This is a genomic window from Vibrio sp. 10N.247.310.98, assembly GCF_041467395.1.
Taxonomy (GTDB): domain Bacteria; phylum Pseudomonadota; class Gammaproteobacteria; order Enterobacterales; family Vibrionaceae; genus Vibrio; species Vibrio crassostreae_C.
In genome coordinates, this window is sequence record NZ_JBFSUL010000012.1 from 41,048 (window position 1) to 63,028 (window position 21,981).

24 protein-coding genes are annotated in these 21,981 nt (G+C 45.5%); 9 read left to right on the forward strand and 15 right to left on the reverse strand.

Features of this window, described 5'->3' with window-relative positions:
• Positions 1–12: 12 nt before the first annotated feature.
• Together cpxA and AB6E78_RS07150 are read right to left on the reverse strand one after the other, a co-directional pair.
• Entirely contained in the window at positions 13–1,392 is a 1,380-nt protein-coding gene (gene cpxA, locus AB6E78_RS07145; RefSeq protein ID WP_017068848.1) for an envelope stress sensor histidine kinase CpxA, read from the reverse strand.
• The gene (locus AB6E78_RS07150) at positions 1,392–2,081 is read right to left on the reverse strand and encodes a response regulator (RefSeq protein ID WP_017066566.1); all 690 of its coding nucleotides are present in this window, start codon (positions 2,079–2,081) and stop codon (positions 1,392–1,394) included. Before AB6E78_RS07150 ends, cpxA begins: the two co-directional genes overlap by 1 nt.
• Positions 2,082–2,259: 178 nt before the next feature.
• On the opposite strand from AB6E78_RS07150, the gene AB6E78_RS07155 reads away from it, so the two are divergent.
• The 3 genes from AB6E78_RS07155 (at position 2,260) to pfkA (ending at position 5,122) form a co-directional block, all read left to right on the forward strand.
• Positions 2,260–2,769, forward strand: coding sequence for a CpxP family protein (locus tag AB6E78_RS07155; RefSeq protein WP_017063671.1), 510 nt, complete (start codon positions 2,260–2,262; stop codon positions 2,767–2,769).
• 164 nt (positions 2,770–2,933) lie between these two features.
• Entirely contained in the window at positions 2,934–3,842 is a 909-nt protein-coding gene (fieF, locus tag AB6E78_RS07160; protein ID WP_017066567.1) for a CDF family cation-efflux transporter FieF, read from the forward strand.
• A 317-nt stretch (positions 3,843–4,159) separates the two neighbouring features.
• Positions 4,160–5,122: a 6-phosphofructokinase gene (gene pfkA, locus AB6E78_RS07165; protein WP_017061160.1), complete on the forward strand. Its 963-nt coding sequence runs from the start codon at positions 4,160–4,162 to the stop codon at positions 5,120–5,122.
• Between the two features lie 370 nt (positions 5,123–5,492).
• Here pfkA and AB6E78_RS07170 read toward each other — a convergent pair whose 3' ends face one another.
• Together AB6E78_RS07170 and tpiA are read right to left on the reverse strand one after the other, a co-directional pair.
• Positions 5,493–5,846, reverse strand: coding sequence for an endonuclease domain-containing protein (locus AB6E78_RS07170; RefSeq protein ID WP_017061159.1), 354 nt, complete (start codon positions 5,844–5,846; stop codon positions 5,493–5,495).
• A gap of 142 nt (positions 5,847–5,988) precedes the next feature.
• The gene (gene tpiA / locus AB6E78_RS07175) at positions 5,989–6,759 is read right to left on the reverse strand and encodes a triose-phosphate isomerase (RefSeq protein WP_017061158.1); all 771 of its coding nucleotides are present in this window, start codon (positions 6,757–6,759) and stop codon (positions 5,989–5,991) included.
• Positions 6,760–7,008: 249 nt separating this feature from the next.
• Between tpiA and AB6E78_RS07180 the strand changes: the two genes are divergently transcribed.
• Both AB6E78_RS07180 and AB6E78_RS07185 read left to right on the forward strand, forming a co-directional pair.
• Positions 7,009–7,356, forward strand: a complete 348-nt coding sequence (locus AB6E78_RS07180; protein ID WP_372111378.1) for a 5-carboxymethyl-2-hydroxymuconate Delta-isomerase — start codon at positions 7,009–7,011, stop codon at positions 7,354–7,356.
• 45 nt (positions 7,357–7,401) lie between these two features.
• Positions 7,402–7,830, forward strand: a complete 429-nt coding sequence (locus AB6E78_RS07185) for a DUF805 domain-containing protein (protein ID WP_017061156.1) — start codon at positions 7,402–7,404, stop codon at positions 7,828–7,830.
• 61 nt (positions 7,831–7,891) lie between these two features.
• Here AB6E78_RS07185 and AB6E78_RS07190 read toward each other — a convergent pair whose 3' ends face one another.
• The 3 genes from AB6E78_RS07190 to glpX all read right to left on the reverse strand — a co-directional run bounded on the left by AB6E78_RS07190 (position 7,892) and on the right by glpX (position 10,169).
• Positions 7,892–8,239, reverse strand: a complete 348-nt coding sequence (locus AB6E78_RS07190) for a DUF3135 domain-containing protein (RefSeq protein WP_017061155.1) — start codon at positions 8,237–8,239, stop codon at positions 7,892–7,894.
• Between the two features lie 122 nt (positions 8,240–8,361).
• Positions 8,362–8,982, reverse strand: a complete 621-nt coding sequence (locus tag AB6E78_RS07195) for a metalloregulator ArsR/SmtB family transcription factor (RefSeq protein WP_017063674.1) — start codon at positions 8,980–8,982, stop codon at positions 8,362–8,364.
• 179 nt (positions 8,983–9,161) lie between these two features.
• On the reverse strand, positions 9,162–10,169 hold the full coding sequence (gene glpX / locus AB6E78_RS07200) for a class II fructose-bisphosphatase (protein WP_017061153.1): 1,008 nt from the start codon (positions 10,167–10,169) through the stop codon (positions 9,162–9,164).
• Between the two features lie 324 nt (positions 10,170–10,493).
• Between glpX and zapB the strand changes: the two genes are divergently transcribed.
• Positions 10,494–10,736, forward strand: a complete 243-nt coding sequence (gene zapB, locus AB6E78_RS07205) for a cell division protein ZapB (protein WP_004729696.1) — start codon at positions 10,494–10,496, stop codon at positions 10,734–10,736.
• Between the two features lie 112 nt (positions 10,737–10,848).
• Here the strand turns inward: zapB and rraA are convergent, their stop codons facing one another.
• The 4 genes from rraA to hslV form a co-directional block, all read right to left on the reverse strand.
• Positions 10,849–11,367, reverse strand: a complete 519-nt coding sequence (rraA, locus tag AB6E78_RS07210) for a ribonuclease E activity regulator RraA (RefSeq protein WP_017077596.1) — start codon at positions 11,365–11,367, stop codon at positions 10,849–10,851.
• A 73-nt stretch (positions 11,368–11,440) separates the two neighbouring features.
• A complete protein-coding gene (locus tag AB6E78_RS07215; protein WP_372111374.1) occupies positions 11,441–12,358 on the reverse strand; it encodes a 1,4-dihydroxy-2-naphthoate polyprenyltransferase in 918 nt (305 codons plus the stop codon).
• A 155-nt stretch (positions 12,359–12,513) separates the two neighbouring features.
• A complete protein-coding gene (hslU, locus tag AB6E78_RS07220) occupies positions 12,514–13,854 on the reverse strand; it encodes an HslU--HslV peptidase ATPase subunit (RefSeq protein WP_017077598.1) in 1,341 nt (446 codons plus the stop codon).
• A 58-nt stretch (positions 13,855–13,912) separates the two neighbouring features.
• Positions 13,913–14,461 (reverse strand): ATP-dependent protease subunit HslV, encoded by a 549-nt coding sequence (gene hslV / locus AB6E78_RS07225; RefSeq protein WP_004729692.1) that lies wholly within the window; start codon positions 14,459–14,461, stop codon positions 13,913–13,915.
• A 298-nt stretch (positions 14,462–14,759) separates the two neighbouring features.
• On the opposite strand from hslV, the gene AB6E78_RS07230 reads away from it, so the two are divergent.
• Positions 14,760–15,020, forward strand: a complete 261-nt coding sequence (locus tag AB6E78_RS07230; RefSeq protein ID WP_017061149.1) for a hypothetical protein — start codon at positions 14,760–14,762, stop codon at positions 15,018–15,020.
• A gap of 108 nt (positions 15,021–15,128) precedes the next feature.
• Here the strand turns inward: AB6E78_RS07230 and AB6E78_RS07235 are convergent, their stop codons facing one another.
• From AB6E78_RS07235 to priA, 3 genes are all read right to left on the reverse strand, one after another.
• Positions 15,129–15,668, reverse strand: a complete 540-nt coding sequence (locus AB6E78_RS07235; protein ID WP_017061148.1) for an SPOR domain-containing protein — start codon at positions 15,666–15,668, stop codon at positions 15,129–15,131.
• Between the two features lie 122 nt (positions 15,669–15,790).
• Positions 15,791–16,795, reverse strand: coding sequence for a DNA-binding transcriptional regulator CytR (gene cytR / locus AB6E78_RS07240; protein WP_017061147.1), 1,005 nt, complete (start codon positions 16,793–16,795; stop codon positions 15,791–15,793).
• 240 nt (positions 16,796–17,035) lie between these two features.
• Positions 17,036–19,237: a primosomal protein N' gene (gene priA / locus AB6E78_RS07245; protein WP_229647417.1), complete on the reverse strand. Its 2,202-nt coding sequence runs from the start codon at positions 19,235–19,237 to the stop codon at positions 17,036–17,038.
• A gap of 331 nt (positions 19,238–19,568) precedes the next feature.
• Between priA and rpmE the strand changes: the two genes are divergently transcribed.
• Positions 19,569–19,787, forward strand: a complete 219-nt coding sequence (rpmE, locus tag AB6E78_RS07250; RefSeq protein ID WP_004737142.1) for a 50S ribosomal protein L31 — start codon at positions 19,569–19,571, stop codon at positions 19,785–19,787.
• A gap of 334 nt (positions 19,788–20,121) precedes the next feature.
• Positions 20,122–21,411 (forward strand): malic enzyme-like NAD(P)-binding protein, encoded by a 1,290-nt coding sequence (locus tag AB6E78_RS07255; protein ID WP_372132772.1) that lies wholly within the window; start codon positions 20,122–20,124, stop codon positions 21,409–21,411.
• Between the two features lie 184 nt (positions 21,412–21,595).
• Here the strand turns inward: AB6E78_RS07255 and metJ are convergent, their stop codons facing one another.
• Positions 21,596–21,916 carry a met regulon transcriptional regulator MetJ gene (gene metJ, locus AB6E78_RS07260; RefSeq protein ID WP_004415993.1) on the reverse strand — a complete coding sequence of 107 codons (321 nt, stop codon included), beginning with the start codon at positions 21,914–21,916 and terminating at the stop codon, positions 21,596–21,598.
• Between the last annotated feature and the right edge of the window lie 65 nt (positions 21,917–21,981).

Here is a 21,981-nt window from a genome sequence, read left to right on the forward strand (position 1 = left end):
TTTGTGGGGGTATTACACCGGTAAGATAGGCAGGGTGATTTCGAGTTGTAATCCACCGAGCTGGCTGCGGGTTGCGGTGATGGTTCCGCTGTGTTGGCGAATCGCACTTTCAGTAATGGTTAATCCAAGCCCTGTGCCGCCAGAGTTTCTGTCACGCGCTGTTGAGACACGGTAAAAAGGTCTGAAGATAGAATCGAGTTCATCCTCTGGAACACCATCACCATTATCATTGACGCAAATTGTTAGCTGATCTTGAACCACATGGAACTGTACATCCACTTGGTCTTTACCGTAGTAGATGGCATTGCGTGTAATGTTGTCTAGCGCACTCATCAGCAGTTTAGGGTTCCCCGAAATAGAGCGTTCTGGGATCTCCGAGAACGTCAGTTGTTTGCCCATCTGTTCGGCTTCAAACTCTGCGTCTTTTAAGATCTCTTCCCATAGGCTCGAGATAGGCTGAACCTCACGAGTAATATGGCTGTCGACCTGCATACGAGATAGCGTCAGCAGCTCACTGATCATCTGTTCCAAACGCTGTGCTTCGGTATCAATGCGTTCTAACTCTTGGCTCTCGCCTTGTTTACGAATCGCCAGTGCATTGGCCATGCGAAGACGTGTCAGTGGCGAGCGGAGCTCGTGTGAGATATCAGAGAGCAGGCGTTGTTGCCCCGAAATCATCTGGTTTACCGCTTCTACCATCTGGTTAAAGCTTTCACCAGCTTGTCTGAACTCTGAAGTACCTTTTTCGAGTGTTGGATCGACCTCGAATTGACCTTTCGCCACGCGTTGTGCCGCGCGTTCTAGCCTGCGAGCGGGTTGACTCAGTGCCCAAGCTAACCAAAGTAATAGCGGGGTACTCGCCAACATCACGGCAAGCAATAGCTGCAGAGGTCTATCAAACAGGCGCAGTAAGAATGGCGGTGGTTGGTTCCACTTCACTCCGGCATACATCAGCAACTCTTCACCAGCGAGAGTAATTGGCACTGGCCCTGCGACCATGTAGTGTCCGTAGAGTTTTTGCTTCGGTATCTCAGGGTTATCAATCGAGGTAACAAAGTTACGAATCGCCTTTAGCTTATAGTCTGAATGCCTTTTCGAGGTAAGGACTGCGCCCTCAAGATCGGTCAGGTAGATGCGAGCTCTAGAATCCTTGCGGCTGCGTGGCGCCTCCAGTTGGAAGACAATCTTGCCCAGATTAGGTTCTTTGGCGTAGCGTTTCTCTGTGATTTTAGCGATACGCTCGAGTTTATCGAGGTGATCTGCGGGCACATCTCGCGCGACTCGAGGGTCTAAATGGGGAAGTGACAGCACCGACAAAAGCACCAGTAACATGGTGAACCAAAAGATAGCAAAGATACGTCCATATAAGCTGGTGATTTTAGGTATACGCATTAATCTTCCTCTACCAATAAGTAGCCACGGCCTCGTAAGGTTTTGATACGTGATTTGCCGTCAGTGCGCTCAGGAATCTTCTTACGTAGATTAGAGATGTGCATGTCTATCGCGCGGTCAAACGCTGCGAGCCTTTTACCCAGCACATCCAAACTCAATGCTTCTTTGGTGATCACTTGCCCTGGGTTTTGGATAAGGTGACTCAGTAGGGCGAACTCGGTTGTGGTGAGGTCGATGAGCTCCCCATTGCAGTAGGCTTCTTGTTTGCCCGGGAAGACTTCGATGTCTTGATATTGAACTCTATCACTGGCCGCCTTAGGTGCGGTGTTGGTTTGAGTACGACGCAAGATAGCTCGAATACGAGCTAACAACTCTCGGTCACTGAAAGGTTTAGGCAGGTAATCATCCGCGCCAAGTTCAAGACCAATCACACGGTCGATCTCTTCGCCTTTTGCGGTCAGCATTAGTACCGGCGTTTCCCAATTTTCCCTCAGCTTTTTTAGCGTTTCCATGCCATTAAGGCGCGGCATCATCACATCCAAAAGGACCAGATCAATCTCATCATTGATCGCTTCAAGCCCGGCATAGCCATCATTGGCTTCGGAGACAGTGAAGCCCTCAAAGCTCAAAATGTCTTTAAGTAAGCTGGTTAACTCTGTGTCGTCATCAATAAGAAGAATGTTCGCCATTGGGAAGCCTTAATCATTTAGTTAGGTTAATAATACTGCTAATTATTCGTCAACTTTCACTCTTTACGATTCTTTACGCTTTCTAAACGTCACTTTACGAGGGAAAGACTAATCTATATTCAAGCGCTGAGAAACAGACGCAACACATGACTTATTATACCGAATTGAGGCAACAATTATGAAAATGACTAAGAAACTTGTACTAGCAGCTGCGGCACTTCCACTTATTTTTGGTACAGCAAGCGCGTATGCTTACGGTGGTGGTGATAAAGGTGACCACAAAGGTATGCACGACAAGTGTGGCGGTTTCGATAAAAAAGTAATGCGCCAACTAGACCTAACCGACGCTCAAAAAGAACAGTTAAAAGAGATGCGTGAAGCAGACCGTGCTGAGATGAAAGCAAAGCGCGGTGCAAACAAAACGGCAAAAATGGCGCAAATGAAAGCGCATCACGAAAAGGTTCAAGCATTGGTACTTGCTGACAACTTTGACGAAGCAGCAGCAAACGACCTAGCAAGCCAAATGGTTGAGAAGCAAACTGAGCGTCGCGTAGCAATGCTTAAGAAGCAACACCAAATGATGAGCGTACTAACGGCTGAGCAAAAGACTCAACTGAAAGAAATCCAACAAGAGCGCATGACTAAGTGTGCTGACAAAATGGGAAAACGCATGAACAAAGACAAGTAATTCATTGCTTGAAAAATCAGCGTTGAATGAAAGTGTTTAGAAAGAAGCGGCCGAGTGCCGCTTTTTTTGATCCTTAAAAATGAATGTTTTACATCATAGCTGTCATATTCAATTGGTTGTTTGCAGGTTATACTTTGTGCTATCAGTCACTTTATAGCCAAGTTATGAAACAAGAATACGCACGTTTAGTTACGCTCGCCGCTTGGGCAGCCACCACCATCGCCACTATTTTATTGATAGTGAAAGTCGCAGCGTGGTGGGTAACAGGTTCTGTGAGTCTGTTGGCTTCCGTCGTGGACTCCATGCTTGATATCGCAGCCTCTGTCGTTAACCTTATCGTGGTTCGCTACTCTCTGCAGCCTGCCGACAAAGAGCACACCTTTGGTCATGGTAAGGCTGAATCTCTCGCTGCATTAGCGCAGGCAATGTTTATTTCAGGCTCTGCATGTTTCCTTATTCTCAATGGTATTGAACGCTTCTTCCGACCTCATGAACTGAACTCTCCAGAAATTGGTATCTACGTCAGCCTGTTCGCGATAGTGATGACCTTTGGTCTGGTTCGCTTCCAAAAACATGTGGTCAACAAAACGGGTAGCCAAGCTATTGCAGCCGATTCATTGCACTATCAATCAGACCTTTATATGAACGCCGCGATTATGCTGGCACTGGCATTGAGTTGGTTTGGGCTTGGCCAAGCGGACTCTGTATTTGCGGTGGGTATAGGTATCTACATTCTGTACAGCGCTTATCAAATGGCGATGGAAGCGGTTCAGTCTCTGCTTGATCATAAGCTGCCAGATGATGAGCTGAAACAGATTAAAGAGACATCATTGAGCGTGGAAGGCGTGTTGGGTGTGCATCAATTACGAACGCGTCGCTCGGGGCCAATACGCTTCATCCAACTGCATCTAGAATTGGAAGATAATATCCCACTTATTGAAGCGCATCGCATTTCTGACGAAGTAGAGGCTAAGCTTATCTCCGTGTTCCCTGATGCTGATGTATTAATTCACCAAGACCCGTATTCGGTCGTATTTGGACCAGAGAAGCAGCAGAAATTCCACTCGTGGTAATGCGTGCTAAAAATCAGCGGGCAAATGGTAAGTGAGTGGCTTTTGAACTAAAGTGAGTAAAAATTATTAACTGTTAGGTGATTCAAAAACCACCTTAGTAACAATTAATGTTGATTCTGATGTGAATCAACAAAGTTATTGAGTAAAACTGTAATACTCTTACAGAAGTAGAAATGTTACATAATTTTACGCGATTTGAGTGCTATTCCTGTTGAGGAAATGTAACATAACGCACAAATATAGATTTAAAATCTTGTTGATATACAATCAGCAAGAACAAGAATTGAATAATAGATTCCCAAAAATCGAGGGTGAGCATGATTAAGAAGATCGGTGTTTTGACCAGTGGTGGTGACGCTCCAGGTATGAACGCAGCAGTTCGCGGCGTTGTTCGTACTGCGTTATCAGTTGGCATTGAAGTTTACGGTATTTACGATGGCTACCAAGGCCTTGTTGAAGACCGTATCGAAAAGCTTGACCGTTCAAGCGTATCTGACGTGATCAACCGTGGTGGTACTTTCTTAGGTTCTGCACGTTTCCCTGAATTTAAAGACGTTGCTGTTCGTGAGAAAGGCATTGAGAACCTTAAGAAGCACGGTATCGAAGCACTTGTTGTTATCGGTGGTGACGGTTCTTACATGGGTGCTAAGAAGCTGACTGAAATGGGTTACCCATGTATCGGTCTTCCAGGCACAATCGATAACGATATCGCGGGTACTGACTACACAATCGGTTACCTAACAGCGCTTAACACTGTTATTGATTCAATTGACCGTCTACGTGACACGTCTTCTTCTCACCAACGTATTTCTATTGTTGAAATCATGGGCCGTCACTGTGGTGACCTTACGCTTATGTCAGCAATCGCGGGTGGTTGTGAGTACATCATTACTCCAGAGACTGGCCTAGATAAAGAACAGCTTATCAGCAACATCCAAGATGGCATTGCGAAAGGTAAGAAGCACGCAATCATCGCTCTAACTGAGCTAATGATGGATGCTAACGAACTGGCTAAAGAGATTGAATCTTCAACAGGTCGTGAAACTCGTGCAACGGTTCTTGGTCACATCCAACGTGGTGGTCGTCCTACTGCATTTGACCGTGTATTGGCTTCTCGCATGGGTAACTACGCTGTTCACCTTCTTCAAGAAGGTCACGGTGGTCGTTGTGTGGGTATCGAGAAAGAAGAACTTGTTCACCACGACATCATCGATTGTATCGAGAACATGCAGAACCCAGACCGTTCTGAGCTGTTCCGCGTTGCAGAAGAGTTGTTCTAAGCCACGCTTAGCGTTCGCTTAAAGAATTTAAAAACCGCTGATTATTCAGCGGTTTTTTTGTGCCTGCCGTTCTTTAGATTCATTGTAAAATCCCCTCCTAGCCTCCCCTTATGTCAGGTTTCTAGATCCCTTTAGCTTTCATTGGAAAGGGGAGGAACCGTTCCGTAGTTGTTGGAGCATATACCGACTACAACAAATTTTAGCGATTAACGTAAGCTTTCCTATTAGCGATTTATTGAACATTTTATGGTTTCAGTAAGCCTAGGGACCTAAGTGAACAAAGAAAGTTCTCCCCCTTTACCTTAGATCGGCAGGGTAATCGAAAATGTTGAAATAAGGGGGAGTTAGAGGGGGATGCGTACACAGAAGTTTATTTGGGGATTGAATTCATGATTTTCACCAAAACTTCTTCAAGATTCTGATTAACTTCATTATTGGTAAAGCGAAGCACCTTGATTCCAATCTTGTTTAAGTCTCGTGTACGCTGATGATCGTAAGCCTGTGCTTGTTCTGAAAAGTGGCTATTACCATCTATCTCAATGGCCAGTTTTAGTTCACAGCTGAAGAAATCCACGACGTACTTTCCGATGCTATGTTGTCTGCGAAACTTAATACCAAGCTGCTTGTTCCGTATATAAAACCATAGCTTGCGTTCTGGTTGAGGCATGTTGTTTCGGAGCTGTTTTCGAAATGTGTTTAGATGAGCTTGTGTATAAATCTTCATAACGCAGTCTAATAAACCGGAATGTTATTAAGTTACAAAGAGCTCAGTGCAAAAAAGAGGTTGGGAGTGGCGGTTTTCGAGCGAGATCAAAAAAGGCCAACCTAAGTTGACCTTTCATTTAATTTAAACGGTGAAGTTTAAATTAAGCTTTTGCTTCAGCTGCTGCTTTAGCGATAGCTGCGAAGCTTTTCGCGTCTAGAGCTGCGCCGCCAACTAGAGCACCGTCGATGTCTGGTTGTGCGAAGTAAGCTGCTGCGTTTTCTGGCTTAACAGAACCGCCGTATTGGATAACAACTTTCTTAGCAACTTCTTCAGATTTCTCTGCGATGTGTGCACGGATTTGAGCGTGGATGCGTTGTGCATCTTCAGCTGTAGCTGCTTTACCAGTACCGATAGCCCAGATTGGTTCGTAAGCGATGATAGCGCCTTCAAGAGCTTCAACACCTTGAGTGTTGATAACAGCGTCAAGTTGACGAGCACATACTGCAACAGTTTCGCCTGCTTCGTTTTGTGCTTCAGATTCACCGATACAAAGAACTGGAGTTAGGCCGTTCTCTTTTAGGAATGCGAATTTCTTAGCTACGAACTCATCTGATTCGTTGTGGTATTCACGACGCTCAGAGTGACCGATGATGATGTGAGATGCGCCGAACTCTTTAAGCATTGCTGGAGACATGTCGCCAGTGAATGCACCGCTGTTGTTTAGGTCAGAGTTTTGAGCACCTAGGATGATCGCGCTGCCCGCTTCAGTAAGCGTACGCTCTGCTAGATCAACGAAAAGTGCTGGTGGAGCAACTGCTACGTCTACGCCTGTTACGCCTTCAAGTTCAGCGTTAAGACCGTTTAGTAGATCAACAACCATTTCTTTGCTGCCGTTTAGTTTCCAGTTACCCATAACTACAGGATGACGCATAGGAATATCTCCAAAGTATTTAAATAAATCGAATGTAAAAAAGTAAACTTTATTACGAAATAATATAACAGATTAATATCAACAGATCATGACTGTGGTCATGACTTTCTTGGATCTTACTCAATGGTCAGAGTAGATTTTGAGCATATATCAGTGATCCGGCAGACAGAATAATAGCTAACTTCTCGGATTTTTCATCGTTAGTTGTTATTAAGGGACAAACGATTGCGTTAACAACAGGAAGTAACAATGCCGAATCTAGTTCTAGAGTACTCCAATTCAGTGGATGAGCGAGTAAATATCCAAGGCTTACTGGAAGATCTCCACCAAGTCGCTCTCACATGTGGCTTGTTTGATGTGCCATCAGTGAAATCTCGTTCACTGCGTTGCCATAATTGGTTGGTCGGTGATGAGGAAGATAGTGTAGACTTTATTCATATCAGCTTTGAGTTACTTTCGGGACGAAAGGAAGAGCAAAAGCGAGAATTGTCACGATCGTTAATGCAGATCCTGCAAGAACAAGCGAGTCATGTAAGAAGCTTAACGGTGAATATTCGTGATATGGATAAAAGTTGCTTTCAAAAAGTAATAAACTAACCATTGCTGCTGACTTTTAGCGGCGTATAAATTTGAGTATTTAAGATGTCGATGAAAGAATTACTGCTCTCTTTCAAGGGGAGAATTGGTCGTAAGACTTACTGGATTTGGAATGTTTTCTACTACATAGCGATTACCGGTTTTGCTTCAGGTATCTCTGTGTTGTTCCCTGCTTACTCTTATATCCTGCTACCAATCATCCTATTGATGCTTGTGATCCCAGACCTTGCGGTAACCGCTAAGCGCTGGCACGACCGCAATAAGTCTAATTACTGGCTACTATTGAATGTGCCATTAGTATTGGGTCGTTTAGCTTCGCCAATGGTTGCAACGACGACAGAGCCGGTATCGCCAATTCATATGGCGGCAACCGTCGCGGCATTAGTGTGTGGTTTCTGGATTCTGATTGAGTGTGGTTTGTTGAAAGGTACAGAAGGCCGTAATGACTACGGCGAAGACCCATGTGAATATTGAACAGCGAACCAATAAGAAGGGGGCATTACGCTCCCTTTTTCTTTTTAGTGCTTTGCTAATTTCAGTACATTTTAGGTTCGGTATTCGGCTTAAAAGGCACGACATTTTCAGGCAGAGATTCTTCAAAGCCGCAGCGCCCTTCGAGTGCATCTTGGAACTTACAGACCTGACAGCGCAGCTCTTGCATGAGTACGACATTGGCGTGGTGTGGGTTTTTACAACGGCTAACCACTAAGTCGATGTGACTTTGCTGCGCACGAAGTCGGTCTTGCATCACGTCTGAAGCCGAACAAATCATCTGTTCGCACATCTCGTGTTTGAATTGATTGAATGCTTTCGGGTCGCTTTTCGCGAGTTGGACAAGTTCATCAAAGGGTGGCAGTTTTTGAGCGGGTTGTGGATGCGCCATCATTCCTTCCTTAGCATTAAGCGTGTTTCATATGCTCTAAGCTTAAGAAAGAAATCTGTACAAATTTTAATCTATTTGTATTTTCTCAATATTGAGACGGTATTAGCCGATTACCTTTGCAATCAAAGGGCGGGTGTTAAGGTGTAAGTGCAGCGTCGTTCGCCAGCAATGATGTGCTCTGTACGGCTCACGTGACACTCATCTTTTAGTAACTCAGTAAACACGTTGAGCTCAGATTGGCACAGGCTAGGGCAGCGAGTTGCAGCCTTACAGATAGGGCAGTGGTTCTCAATCAAGATGTAGTGATCATCATGCTCTTGAAGCTCAGCCATGTAGCCTTCGTCTTCACGAAGCTGGGTGAGTTTTTTAAGCTTGCTGATGAGTGAATCACAGCCAGACAGCGCAGTTTGATATTGCTTAAGAGTGTGTTGTTCACGCTCGGCAGCAACCTTAGCCAGCCCTTCTTTACCAAATAGATTCTCGACAGCATCAATCACTTGAATGGTGAGTTCACCATGTCGGTCTGAAAATTGGTTATGACCTTGTTGAGTCAGGGACCAGTGGCGAGTCGGGCGACCCACTTTCACTTTCACATCATGAAACGCAAGAATACCGTCATCTTCCAGGCTTTGCAGATGTTGCCTTGCCCCCATTGTCGTCATGCCAAATTCTTCTGACAGTTGTTTCGCGGTTACCGCGCCTTGACGCTTAATGGTCTGTAAGATTCTGTCGCTTGTTTTCATACTATCCCTACCTAATGAACCTTACTATTATGAGGCAAGGTGTTTATAAAGCAAACCATTTACTATATTGATGATAATTTACTCTATTGGCTGCCATGGTCAGATTCTGGTGCGCTAATAAAACAAAAGGCTGATACTAGGTATCAGCCTTGGAATATTCTGTTTCACCGAATTTAGGCTTACAGGATATGACCTACTACTTCTGGATCTTTACGCTCTAGGTAGTGGATAGATTTGATGCGGCGAATTGTACGGCAGCGGCCACGGATAAGCAGGGTTTCTGTGGTTGCGATATTACCTTGACGAGAAATACCTTCTAGCAAGTCACCCTTAGTGATGCCTGTTGCTGAGAATACAACGTTGTCGCTGCGTGCCATGTCTTCCATCTTCAATACGATACCCGCCGTTACGCCCATTTCTGCGCAGCGCTCAAGTTCAAGTTCACCGTGCTTGCGGTTCTCTTCTGTGTCGCCTTTCACTTCGTGGCGAGGTAGAAGACGACCGTGCATGTCGCCGTCGAGTGCGCGAATTACCGCAGCCGAGACCACACCTTCAGGTGCGCCGCCGATGCAGTACATGACGTCTACTTCACTGTCTGGCATACAGGTTAAGATAGAAGCCGCAACATCACCGTCTGGCACAGCAAATACACGAACGCCCATTGCTTGCATGTCGGCGATGACTTGATCATGACGAGGCTTAGCAAGCGTGGTTACGACTAGAGTATCAAGTGTTTTACCTAGTGCTTTAGCGATGTTTTCTAGGTTTTCTGTTAGTGGCAGTTCTAGGTCAATCACGCCTTTAGCGCCAGGGCCAACAACCAACTTTTCCATGTACATATCAGGCGCTTTAAGGAAGCTGCCTTTTTCGCCCGCAGCCAATACAGCCAATGCATTTGATTGGCCCATTGCTGTCATGCGTGTCCCTTCAATTGGGTCAACTGCGATGTCGACAGCGTCGCCGCCCACACCTACGTTTTCGCCGATGTATAGCATAGGTGCATCATCGATTTCACCTTCGCCGATAACAATCTCACCGCTAATTTCGGTTTTGTTTAATAGGCTACGCATTACTTCTACAGCAGCACCATCTGCAGCGTTTTTATCGCCACGGCCAAGCCACTTGTAACCAGCTAGTGCTGCACCTTCTGTGACACGAGAGAATGACATTGCTAAATCGCGTTTCATGCGGACTCCAAAATTTTCAAAGGGGGAATAGAAATTTCGCGGCGAATTTTACCATATCCAAAAGGAAACGTTTGCCTTTTTGTTTTTTGGAGATTGCTCTCGATCAATTCGCAGTGGAAAACAGTTATTATTCATCAAAATAATCGGTTTGCCGTTGTGGCGGTAATCGTTCACGTCAATATTCGGTAAAAAGTGCTGTTTTTTTCATCGAATGGCGCAAAATATCGAATATATTGAGTGTTTATCCTTGCTCTGCTGAGTAGAATGGGGAAATAAGTGGAGTGAACCTTCACCATCAAACGGATAACTTAAAGGTAGGCCAGAATGTCTTTTGAAGTACTAGAGCAGCTAGAAGCAAAAATTCAAACAGCAGTAGATACAATTGCACTTCTTCAAATGGAAGTGGAAGAGCTTAAAGAAGAGAAACAAGCACTAGCAACAGAAGCTGGTGAGCTTAAAGAAAGCCGTCACGAGCTAGAGCAAAAAACTCAGCAAATGCAGGAAGAGCATTCAGCGTGGCAAGATCGCATCCGTAACCTTCTTGGTAAAATGGATGACGTAGAGTAATTGACTCTTCAGATTTAAAAAAACGCCCGCTACTGAGTAGCGGGCGTTTTTGTTTGTATTCTTATGCTTCGTATTCTTATGGTTTGTTTTATTATTTGAAGCTGAGTGAGAGTTACTCGACCTCTTCTTCTTCAACATCCAGATCAAGTTCGACATCTAAAGGCTCTGCCGAAAGAATAATGCCGGTGTTGTCAGCGTAGAGGTAATCTTCCGGTAAGAAGGTTACGCTGCCAAAGTTGACCGGTACGTCCAATTCGCCGACACCTTCTTGGCTCGCACCAACAGGGATAGAAGCCAAAGCCTGAATACCAATGTTCATGTCTTCTAGCTCATCGACTTCACGAACGCAGCCGTAAACCACAATACCTTCCCACTCATTGTCTTCGGCAAGTAGGGCAATCTCAGCATCGATCAGCGCTTTGCGTAGTGAGCCGCCACCATCGATTAACAACACACGTCCCAGACCATCTTGCTCTAATACGGAGCGAATCAAAGCATTGTCTTCAAAACACTTTAATGTCGTGATCTGTCCTGCGAAGGATGCACGTCCACCGAAGTTGCTGAACATGGGCTCCACGACATCAACTTGATCCAAATATATGTCGCACAGTGCTGAAGTGTTGTATTCCATTAGTATACCTTTTGAACAATGAGCTTACTTTGAGTATATCGGTGCTTGATCCCTTTGCAATGATTAGTCTCATTTAACTCAATAGAGTTTGAGCTACGACAACCCCTGCAAACAATAGGTTAGTGACCAGTGAGCATTTCACAATCACTGGCATCATTGGTGCAATCTGCACTGGTTTTTCGGTTTCCCAAACGGCCTTGCCATGTTTGTAAACAATAACAATGCTCAATAAAAACGGCAGGCTGATCCAGACCGGTTTTTCTTGAATCAGTAGGTAGATAGCGAAAGAAGCAAGGGCGAGCCCAAGCAGTGCAAAATGATAGTGCTTGGCTTTGCGTTGCCCTAGGCGAACCGCCATGGTGCGCTTACCACATTCGCTGTCGTTCTCTATATCACGCATGTTGTTGATGTTGAGTACCGCAACCGCCATTAATCCACAGCCTAAGGCCGGAAGAAATAGGCTTGGCTCAACATGACCAGTGTGTAGGAAGTATGTGCCTGAAACGCCTAACAAACCGAAGAAGATAAATACCGATAAGTCGCCAAGGCCAATATAACCATAAGGTTTATTGCCCACGGTGTAAGCGATGGCAGCCATTATGGCTAATACGCCTAACGCGATGAAAGATAAGATGCTTTCAATCGAGGTTAAGGCATGAAAAATAAGAATCAGCCCAGCGAGCATGGTAAACACGATGTTGAGGATGATCGCTTGTTTCATGGTTTTCGCAGTCACCGCACCAGATTGCATTGCACGTGTTGGCCCTAGACGGTTTTCGTTGTCTGTGCCTTTTACTGCGTCGCCATAGTCATTGGCTAGGTTCGACAGGATTTGTAATAAGGTGGCAGTTAAAAAAGCCAGTAGGGCTATTGATAGAGAAAACTGACCGCCGGCGAACGCTAAACTACTTCCTGTAAGAATAGAGACGAGTGCGAGAGGCAGAGTTTTTGGTCGTGCGGCATCAAGCCAAATCAGTAGAGATTGTTTCATCGTAGGTCTATTTCTTTGTAAGTCTTCGTTTCAAACTGTGATTTGAGTATACGCCCATTTTTCGGGTAATAAAAAGCCCACTCGAAAGTGGGCCTTGAATTCGCTTATTAGCTGCTATTTCTTTGAGATAGAGCAATAAGTTGGAGTTTTGTGTGCTACAGGATGAAGCGACTTAGGTCTTCGTCTTCTACGAGCTCGCCAAGCTTAGATATTACATAAGCTTCATCAATCAGCAATTTACTGCCTGCTCGGTCTGTTGCGTCAAATGAAATTTCATCCATTAGGCGCTCCATGACTGTGTGTAGACGACGCGCACCGATGTTTTCAGTGGTTTCGTTCACACGCCATGCTGCGTCTGCAATTTGGTTGATGCCATCTTCAGTGAACTCAATGCCGACATCTTCTGTTTTCATCAGGGCAATGTACTGTTCTGTCAGTGACGCCTTTGGTTCAGTAAGAATACGTTTGAAGTCATGTGCTGATAGTGCTTCAAGTTCTACGCGGATTGGCAGACGACCTTGCAATTCAGGGATCAGATCTGATGGCTTAGCCACTTGGAATGCACCTGATGTGATAAACAAGATGTGGTCAGTTTTAACCATGCCGTGCTTCGTTGATACTGTGCTGCCTTCGATTAGAGGCAGTAGGTCGCGCTGAACACCTTCACGAGATACGTCTGGGCCTGAGCTGTCGCCACGCTTACAGATTTTGTCGATCTCATCGATGAATACGATGCCGTTGTTTTCAGCGTTGAAGATCGCGCTCTCTTTTAGCTCTTCTTGGTTCACAAGCTTCGCAGCTTCTTCTTCCGTCAGTGCTTTGAATGCGTCTTTGATTTTCATCTTACGCTTTTTCTTGGTGTCGCCCGCTAGGTTTTGGAACATGCCTTGCAGCTGGTTGGTCATCTCTTCCATACCCGGAGGTGACATGATTTCAACGCCCATTTGCGGTGCGGCTACATCGACTTCGATCTCTTTGTCGTCTAGCTTACCTTCGCGCAGTTTCTTGCGGAAAATCTGACGAGTGTTTGAAGAGGTGGTGTCTTCAGTTGATTGCTCGTTCTGACCCCAAGCATCACGTGCTGGTGGTAGAAGGGCATCAAGAATACGTTCTTCAGCTTGCTCTTCAGCGCGGTATTGTACTTTTTCCATCGCTTGTTGATGTGTCATCTTGATCGCAACGTCCGTTAGATCACGGATGATGGTCTCAACTTCTTTACCAACGTAGCCAACTTCGGTGAACTTAGTCGCTTCTACCTTGATGAACGGCGCATTAGCGAGTTTCGCTAGACGGCGAGCAATTTCAGTTTTACCCACACCTGTTGGGCCAATCATCAGGATGTTTTTTGGCGAAACTTCAACACGCAGGCTTTCTTCAAGCTGCATACGACGCCAGCGGTTACGTAGAGCGATAGCCACTGAACGCTTAGCGTTGTCTTGGCCGATAATGTGGCGATTGAGTTCGTGAACAATTTCGCGAGGAGTCATCTCAGACATGGTTTTTCCTTAATTCTTTAATCACTGTTGAATACAACGTTATTGATGGAAGCGGTCGTTACTCTGGCTTTGGCAGCTCAACGGTGCTTTCTAGTTCTTCAATAGTGTGGTGATGGTTGGTGAATACACAGATATCGCCAGCAATGTTCAGCGACTTTTCTGCGATTTCACGCGCATCTAAATCAGTATTTTCTAATAGTGCAGTCGCTGCTGCTTGAGCGAAGTTACCGCCCGAACCGATCGCAATCAGGTCGTTTTCTGGTTGAACGACGTCACCGTTACCAGTAATGATCAGTGAAGCGGTTTCATCCGCGACTGCTAGCAGTGCTTCTAATTTACGTAGAGCACGGTCGCTACGCCAATCCTTCGCCAGCTCAACGGCAGCTTTGGTTAGGTGGCCTTGGTGCATTTGCAGCTTGCTTTCAAATTTTTCGAATAGCGTGAAAGCATCTGCCGTACCGCCAGCAAAACCTGCCAGTACTTTATTGTTGTATAGGCGACGTACTTTACGGGCGTTGCCCTTCATTACTGTATTGCCCAGAGATACTTGTCCATCACCCGCGATGACGACTTTATTATTACGACGTACAGATACAATGGTAGTCACGAGTCGACCTCTTTTGATTATTATTTATGGTTACTACTTATATGTGGCTCCACTATCATGAATTCAAGTGCCACATTTAATGGTATGTCATATCAAAAAAACTAAATGTTACCAGTTGTTTCAAACATCCATTACCTGTTGAGCCTATGTGTGGCAAGGGTTGGTGGGTTAATAGTTTGTGATAAATATAAAAAAAGATAAAACAAATTTCTAACGTGAAATGGTTAACACTTTTTGTTTGATTTATAAGGAATGATGTTCACTAATCAGTGGTATTCACTGCATAAGGAGTAGTGTGATGAATAGTGACAATATCAGTTTTTTTAATAGAGATATGGATCTGGATGAGCTGTCTATACTGCATCATCTGATGTATCAGGAGGCGGGCGAGTGTTCAACAGAACATCTAAAAAACTCGGTCAACGTTTTTCTTAAACGTCCATTTCCTAACGTTTTAGCGCACTTGGATTTTTTTGGTTACATCGAGATAAATAAGGAGCAGGTCTACCTGACTGACTTTGGGCTTGAGTACTACGAACAAGTACCTCAGTTTCGTTAAAACGCACTCTTTTGATTAACATACTGGTATTGCTTGTGCGATGAACTATTGAACGCTTTCAAACAGCAATAGGGGGAATCCTCTTCCCCCTATTATATATTGAGTTGATTAAGACCCGTCTTTCCAAATAGCGCAAGGTTCAATTTTCGCTCGTTGCAGCTTATGGCGATCGCGTTCTGCGTCACGCTTCAACTTGTATGGCCCTAAAACCACACGGTACCAGCTACTGCCATCTTTCTTGCGGATCTCACTTGAGATACCTTGGAAGGCAATATCCAACTTACGTGCTTCTGCCTGCGACGAGGTTTTGTAAGCGCCACACTGCATGATGTAAGGGATCTTAGAGATCTGTTGCTCTTTGGCTTTTACTTCAATCTCGCGGCTTGGCAGCGTTTCAACGTAGTCCCACTTCTCTTCAGGAGGCGGCGGAATCACTTTCGCTGGTTTTGGCTTAGGTTTTGGTTTGGTTGCCACAGGCGTTGGTGCAGGCGGCTCAGGATCATTACTCAATAGGTAAAGTCCGTAACCAAAACCACCGGCAAGGAGGATCGCCAAAAGACCACTGCGCCAAGGTTTACGGCGAGGTGCTTGTTTTTTGGTCGGTTTTTTCGTGCCACGACCGCGCTTTACATAATCTCTATTAGCCACAAGACAATTCAATAGTTGCTGATTCTGCCCTCATGGTAATCCAGATTGCGCGAGGATAATAGTGCAGAAATGGAAGCGGCACATCAAAATGTGCCGCAGATTTATAAGGGTATTTCTAAGGGTTATATTCGAGGTGGCGCTGTACTGCCTCGAACCACTAATTTAGCTTCAAGCAGACGCGAACCTGCTTGCACATCGTTGCCTTTTAATAGATCAAGCATCATCAACATCGCTTGGCGTCCAATCTCATAACGAGGCTGAGAAATGGTGGTTAGCGGTGGATCGCAGTATTGAGCGAATTGGATGTCATCGAAGCCGACAATCGATAGGTCTTGAGGAACGCGCAAGCCCAGCTTCTTCGTTTCTTGAATCGCACCAATCGCCATCGCATCGTTGTGACAGAAGATAGCTGTAGGTTGTTCAGGAAGTGCCAGTAATTGACGAACCGCTTGAGCGCCCGCTTCAAAGGTGAAGTCACCGACCGTGCTATAGGCTGGATTCATTGAGACTCCGGCGCGACGCAGCGCTTGCTGGTAGCCTTGTTGGCGGAACTTACACAGTGTTGCCGATACTGGTCCTGAAATTTGAGCAATACGCTTATGACCTAACTGAGCTAGGTAGTTCACCGCTTCAAAGGCAGAGGTCAGGTTATCGATGTGTACCGTAGGCAGTTCAAGCTCAGGGGCAAACTCACACGCCATTACCATCGGCGGTAAATTCTTTTGTTCAGGTTTGCTGACATCAAACGGATGGTCAGTACCCAGCAGCAACATGCCGTCGGCTTGTTTGGTGAAAACTAAGTTAACAAACGAAGACTCGCGCTTCTTTTGCTGGCCGCTATCACCCAGTAGAACAAGGTAATCATTTTCTACTGCGGCATCTTCGATACCACGAATGATCTCGGCGAAATAAGGGTCACAGATATCAGGAACAATAGTGATGATGGTTTTTGATTCGTTGCGACGTAAGTTTCTAGCTAATGTATTGGGTGAGTATCCAGCTTCAAGTACTGCTGTTTCCACTCGTTTGCGAGTCGAAACTGAGACTTTCTCAGGGTTCATCAATGCACGTGATACCGTGGCTGTTGAGACGCCTGCTAGCTGGGCAACATCCTTCATTGTCGCCATAAATTAAACCCTCTTTTAAGTTCCTTTGCCGCCTAAGCATCTAAGGCGTGAATAATAAATGTAATCGAATAGATATTATGAAAGTGTTGCTAACACTTTTTTTATTGCAATATTTTATTCGTTTAATCCGTGTAAAGTTACGGCTAGATTAACAAAAATCACATGACTAGTGTGAAGTTGCTCACGAGAAATATGAAATATTTGTGAACAAACTTATCATTAGTTTTAACCCAAGTGGGTTTAACTCAAATCTTGCGGCTCAATATCGAGTGACCAGCGAACTTTTTTCGCAGCAGGTAACATATTGATGGCCGGCTTGGCACTCATCAATAGCTTCTGCATTAACGAGCGCGTCTGAGTTTGTAAGATTAACTGCCAGCGCGATTTGCCCGCTCGTTTTGCTAACGGAGCCGGGGTTGGCCCTAACACCATGCAATATTGGTCAAACAGCGGGTGCGATTCCAATGTGTGACGAACCTGACGCAAGAACTCTTCCACCAAGCGAGTGTCATTGGCTTCTGCTCTAAACAGCGTCATAAAGGTATAGGGCGGTAACATTGCCTGCTTACGTTCTGCTAGCGCCGTCTGAGCAAAGTGGTTATAGTCTTTGTGTAGCAAGGCTTGCAACAACCCATGTTCTGGGTGGTGAGTCTGTAAGATCACTTCACCGGGTTTGCTTGCTCGTCCTGCGCGTCCCGCTACTTGGATGAATAGCTGCGCAAGACGTTCAGAGGCACGGAAGTCACTACTATATAAAGAGCCATCCACATCCAATAACGCCACAAGTGTCACGTCAGGGAAATGGTGACCCTTAGCAAGCATCTGCGTGCCGATAAGAATTTGGAATTCACCCTTACGAATCGACTCGAGCGCGCTTTCTAAGCTGCCTTTACGGCGGGTGCTGTCGCGGTCAATACGAATGGTTTTGTATTCCGGGAATAGTTGACCAAGTTGAGCTTCTAACTGCTCGGTACCGACACCCACTGTCACCAAGTTCACAGACCCACAACCTTGGCAATTGTGCACGATATGCTGCTGAGAACCACAGTGGTGGCAGCGCATCTCATTGCTGTATTGGTGATAGGTGTAGTAAGCATCGCAACGTTTACACTCGGCTGTCCAACCACAATCGTGACACATCAATGCGGGAGAAAAACCTCGGCGATTGAGGAATAGCATCACTTGGTTGCCAGCTTTGAGGTGTCTTTGCATCTCTGCAATTAACGACGCAGACAAACCACTTTCTAGATATTCACCTTTAACGTCCAACACCTTATTGGTGGTCGGCAGTGCGACACCCGCACGTGAAGTCAGGGTGAGATAACTGTATTTGCCGATCTGAGCGTTGTGCAGCGTCTCAAAGGCCGGAGTCGCCGAGCCTAACACAACTGGAATCTGCGCTTTGTGCGCACGCATGATCGCCACATCACGAGCGTGGTAGCGCAGGCTATCTTGCTGTTTATAAGACGCGTCGTGTTCTTCATCGACAATGATAATACCTAGGTCAGCAAACGGCGTGAACAGAGCCGAACGGGTACCAATCACGATGCCCGCTATTTTATCGCGCGCCGATAACCAAGCATTCAGTCGCTCAGAATCGTTTAAACCTGAGTGGATAACCTCAACAGGTACATTAAAGCGTCGCTTAAAGCGGTTAATCGTTTGAGGGGTGAGGCCAATCTCGGGCACGAGCACTAACGCTTGTTTACCTTGGTCGAGAATCGGCTTAATCATATTAAGGTAAACCTCGGTCTTACCTGAGCCAGTAACGCCCTCTAACAGGAAGCAACCAAAGTCGGTTTGGCTATTTACGGTCGCAATCGCGATGGCTTGTTCGGCATTGAGCTTAGGCTTGTCTTGGTCGTTTTCAAGATCAACTGGCCACGGCTGACGCGTTGGCTTTTTCTCTACCGATTCAATCCAGCCTTTCTCTTCTAGCGTTTTGAGTACGGCGCTGCCAACTTCTTCATCAATGAACTCTTGATGAGGAACCGGGCCGTGTTCAAGCATGTGCATCACTTTGGCTTGCTTGACCGCGCGACCAAAACCTTGCATCAGTTGGTCTTTGCCTGATGGCGTTAACTGCCACTCAACCAGCGTCGCGAAGTCGGCGGCTTTGCCTTTTCTTAGAGCGCTCGGAAGGGCGTTAGCAAAGGTTTCGCCAAGAGGGTACTGATAAAACTGACTGCACCACATTAATAGTGAATAGACAGATTCCGGCCAAACAGGCTGATTATCTAACAAGGCTTTAATCGGTTTGAGCTTGTCTAGCTCGAATTCAGATTCGTTAACCAGAGCCGTGACAATGCCGGTTAAGGTTTGTCGTCCAAAAGGCACAGAGACTCGTCCACCAATAATCGGAAATAGGTGGTTTGGAATCTTGTAATCGAACTGCTTGTCGAGTGGAACAGGCAGTGCCACGCGGGCAATCATTGGACGCATAAAGGGACGGCTTTATCTGAGTTGACGAGAGCGAACAGTCTAAAGGATAAGGCGGTTAAATTCGAGAAGCAGTTTGGATGAAGGTGGCGAGTTAGCGTATACCGACAACGACAGCCCGAAATCTCAGGCCGATAAAGGAAATAAAGAGAGAATTGGTGAAAAATGTATCAAATCGGTTGATCCTGCTTTATAGATTCATTACTATACTGCGCCTTAAAGGTATGGCTTCATCACTCTTTTGTGTCGATGCGGTGTCTTTATTTCTTTTTTAAACTACGTGTGGTGTGCGGCTTAGAATCGTATAGCGACACGGCCTACTTGAGGTTATCCCATGAAAGCTGGAATCCACCCAGAATACAAAGCAGTTACTGCAACTTGTTCTTGCGGCAACACATTTGAGTTCAACTCAACGCTAGCAAAAGAATCAATCCACCTAGACGTATGTGACAAATGTCACCCGTTCTACACTGGTAAGCAACGTATCGTAGATACTGGCGGCCGTGTTGATCGCTTCAACAAGCGTTTCGGTGCTCTTTCTAGCAAGAAGTAATTCTCGCTATTTAGACATGAAAAAGGACACTTCGGTGTCCTTTTTTGTTGCCTGTAATTTGAGAAAGCACTGACTTCTATTCAAGCATCACTCTCACCCAACGATAAGTTGCCTCTCTATTCTATTTCAGGGCAATTCCTTGCGTATCTCTCTTCACCAAAATTCAGCACGAAACTTCAACAAGCGATAGTAATTTCAACTGCTCACTGGTCTTATTAGTAGTGAAATCTCGTTTTTTAATGAGACAGAGGCTTCAACCACCTAGGAACTTTGAAGTACATCCATTAACATGAACAAGATCCCCCAAATAATAATATCCTAGGAACCTACACCTATGTCTGAAGACAGCAGCCAAGCTCAATCCTCTCAAGAATTATCACCTCAAGAACAATTCCGTCAGCAAGCTCTTGATTACCATGAGTTCCCAATTCCAGGCAAAATTGCCGTAGAACTGACGAAGCCTGCAAACTCTGCAGAAGACCTAGCACTTGCATACAGCCCAGGCGTGGCTGAGCCTGTTCGCGAGATCGCACAGAACGTTGATAACGTTTATAAGTACACAGGTAAAGGCAACATGGTTGCAGTTATCTCTAACGGTACAGCGATTCTTGGCCTAGGTAACCTTGGCCCTATTGCTTCTAAACCTGTTATGGAAGGCAAAGCGCTCCTGTTTAAGCGTTTTGCTGGTTTAGATTCTATCGATATTGAAGTAAAACACCGCACAATCGATGAGTTCGTTGATACAGTTGCGAATATCGCAGATACATTCGGCGGTATTAACCTGGAAGACATCAAAGCACCAGACTGTTTTGAGATTGAACGTCGCCTGATTGAACGTTGTGATGTTCCGGTATTCCACGATGACCAACACGGTACTGCGATTGTAACGGCAGCGGGTATGCTGAATGCGATCGAGCTTCAAGGTAAGAAACTTGAAGAGTGTAAGATCGTTTGTTTAGGTGCTGGCGCAGCGGCGGTTGCTTGTATGGAACTACTGATTAAGTGTGGCGCTCAGCGTGAAAAAATCTACATGCTTGACCGTAAAGGTGTGATCCATACTCGTCGTGATGACCTAAACGAATACAAAGAGCTGTTCGCAAATAACACTGATAAGCGTACGCTTGAAGATGTTATCGAAGGCGCTGACCTGTTCTTGGGTGTATCGGGGCCGAATCTACTGCCTGCTGAAGCACTAACGCTGATGGCTGATAAGCCTGTTGTGTTTGCATGTTCAAACCCAGATCCAGAGATCAAGCCTGAGCTTGCACACGAAGTTCGTTCTGACCTAATCATGGGTACAGGCCGCAGTGATTACCCTAACCAAGTAAACAACGTACTTTGTTTCCCATTCATTTTCCGTGGTGCACTAGACGTGCGTGCGAGCGAAATTAATGACGAAATGAAGCTAGCGGCGGTTAAAGCGATTCGTGAACTGGCGAAAGAAGAAGTTCCAGCTGAAGTACTAGCAGCTGCGGGCGAGACTGCACTGGAGTTCGGTAATGGTTACATCATTCCTAAGCCAATGGACCCACGTCTACTTCCTCGCGTAGCAAAAGCAGTAGCAGAAGCGGCTGTTGAATCTGGCGTAGCTCGTATCGAGATGCCTGCTAACTACATGGCTTAATAGCTTGTTATAGTTTTATAGCGACTGCTCTATTGAGCGCAAAAGAATAATAAAAAACCGACTCATCTGGAGTCGGTTTTTTTATGTCTATCATTCACAGCGCAATCATATAAAACTATGCGTGATGTGATCAATAGGGTTCAGCTAGAGCGAATCAATAATGAAGGCAGTGACTGAGTTGTTTTTATTCTTCGTCAAACGCTTCGAACTCGATACCCATCTCTGTCATCAGTTTTTTCACTTCAGCAGGAATATCGTCTGGGCGGTCTTTACGAAGGTCTTCATCCGTTGGTAGTGGTTGGCCTGTGTACGCATGTAGAAAGGCTTCGCACAGTAGCTCACTGTTTGTTGCATGGCGTAGGTTGTTAATCTGGCGGCGAGTACGCTCGTCAGTAAGCACCTTTAGCACTTTTAAAGGGATAGAAACTGTAATTTTCTTTACTTGTTCGCTTTTCTTTCCATGCTCAGCATATGGGCTTATGTATTCACCATTCCAGTCGGCCATTGCGTACCTTCATCACTTTAGTTGTTAGAATAAATTAATAGTGGTGATTTTAGCGGGATTTACCG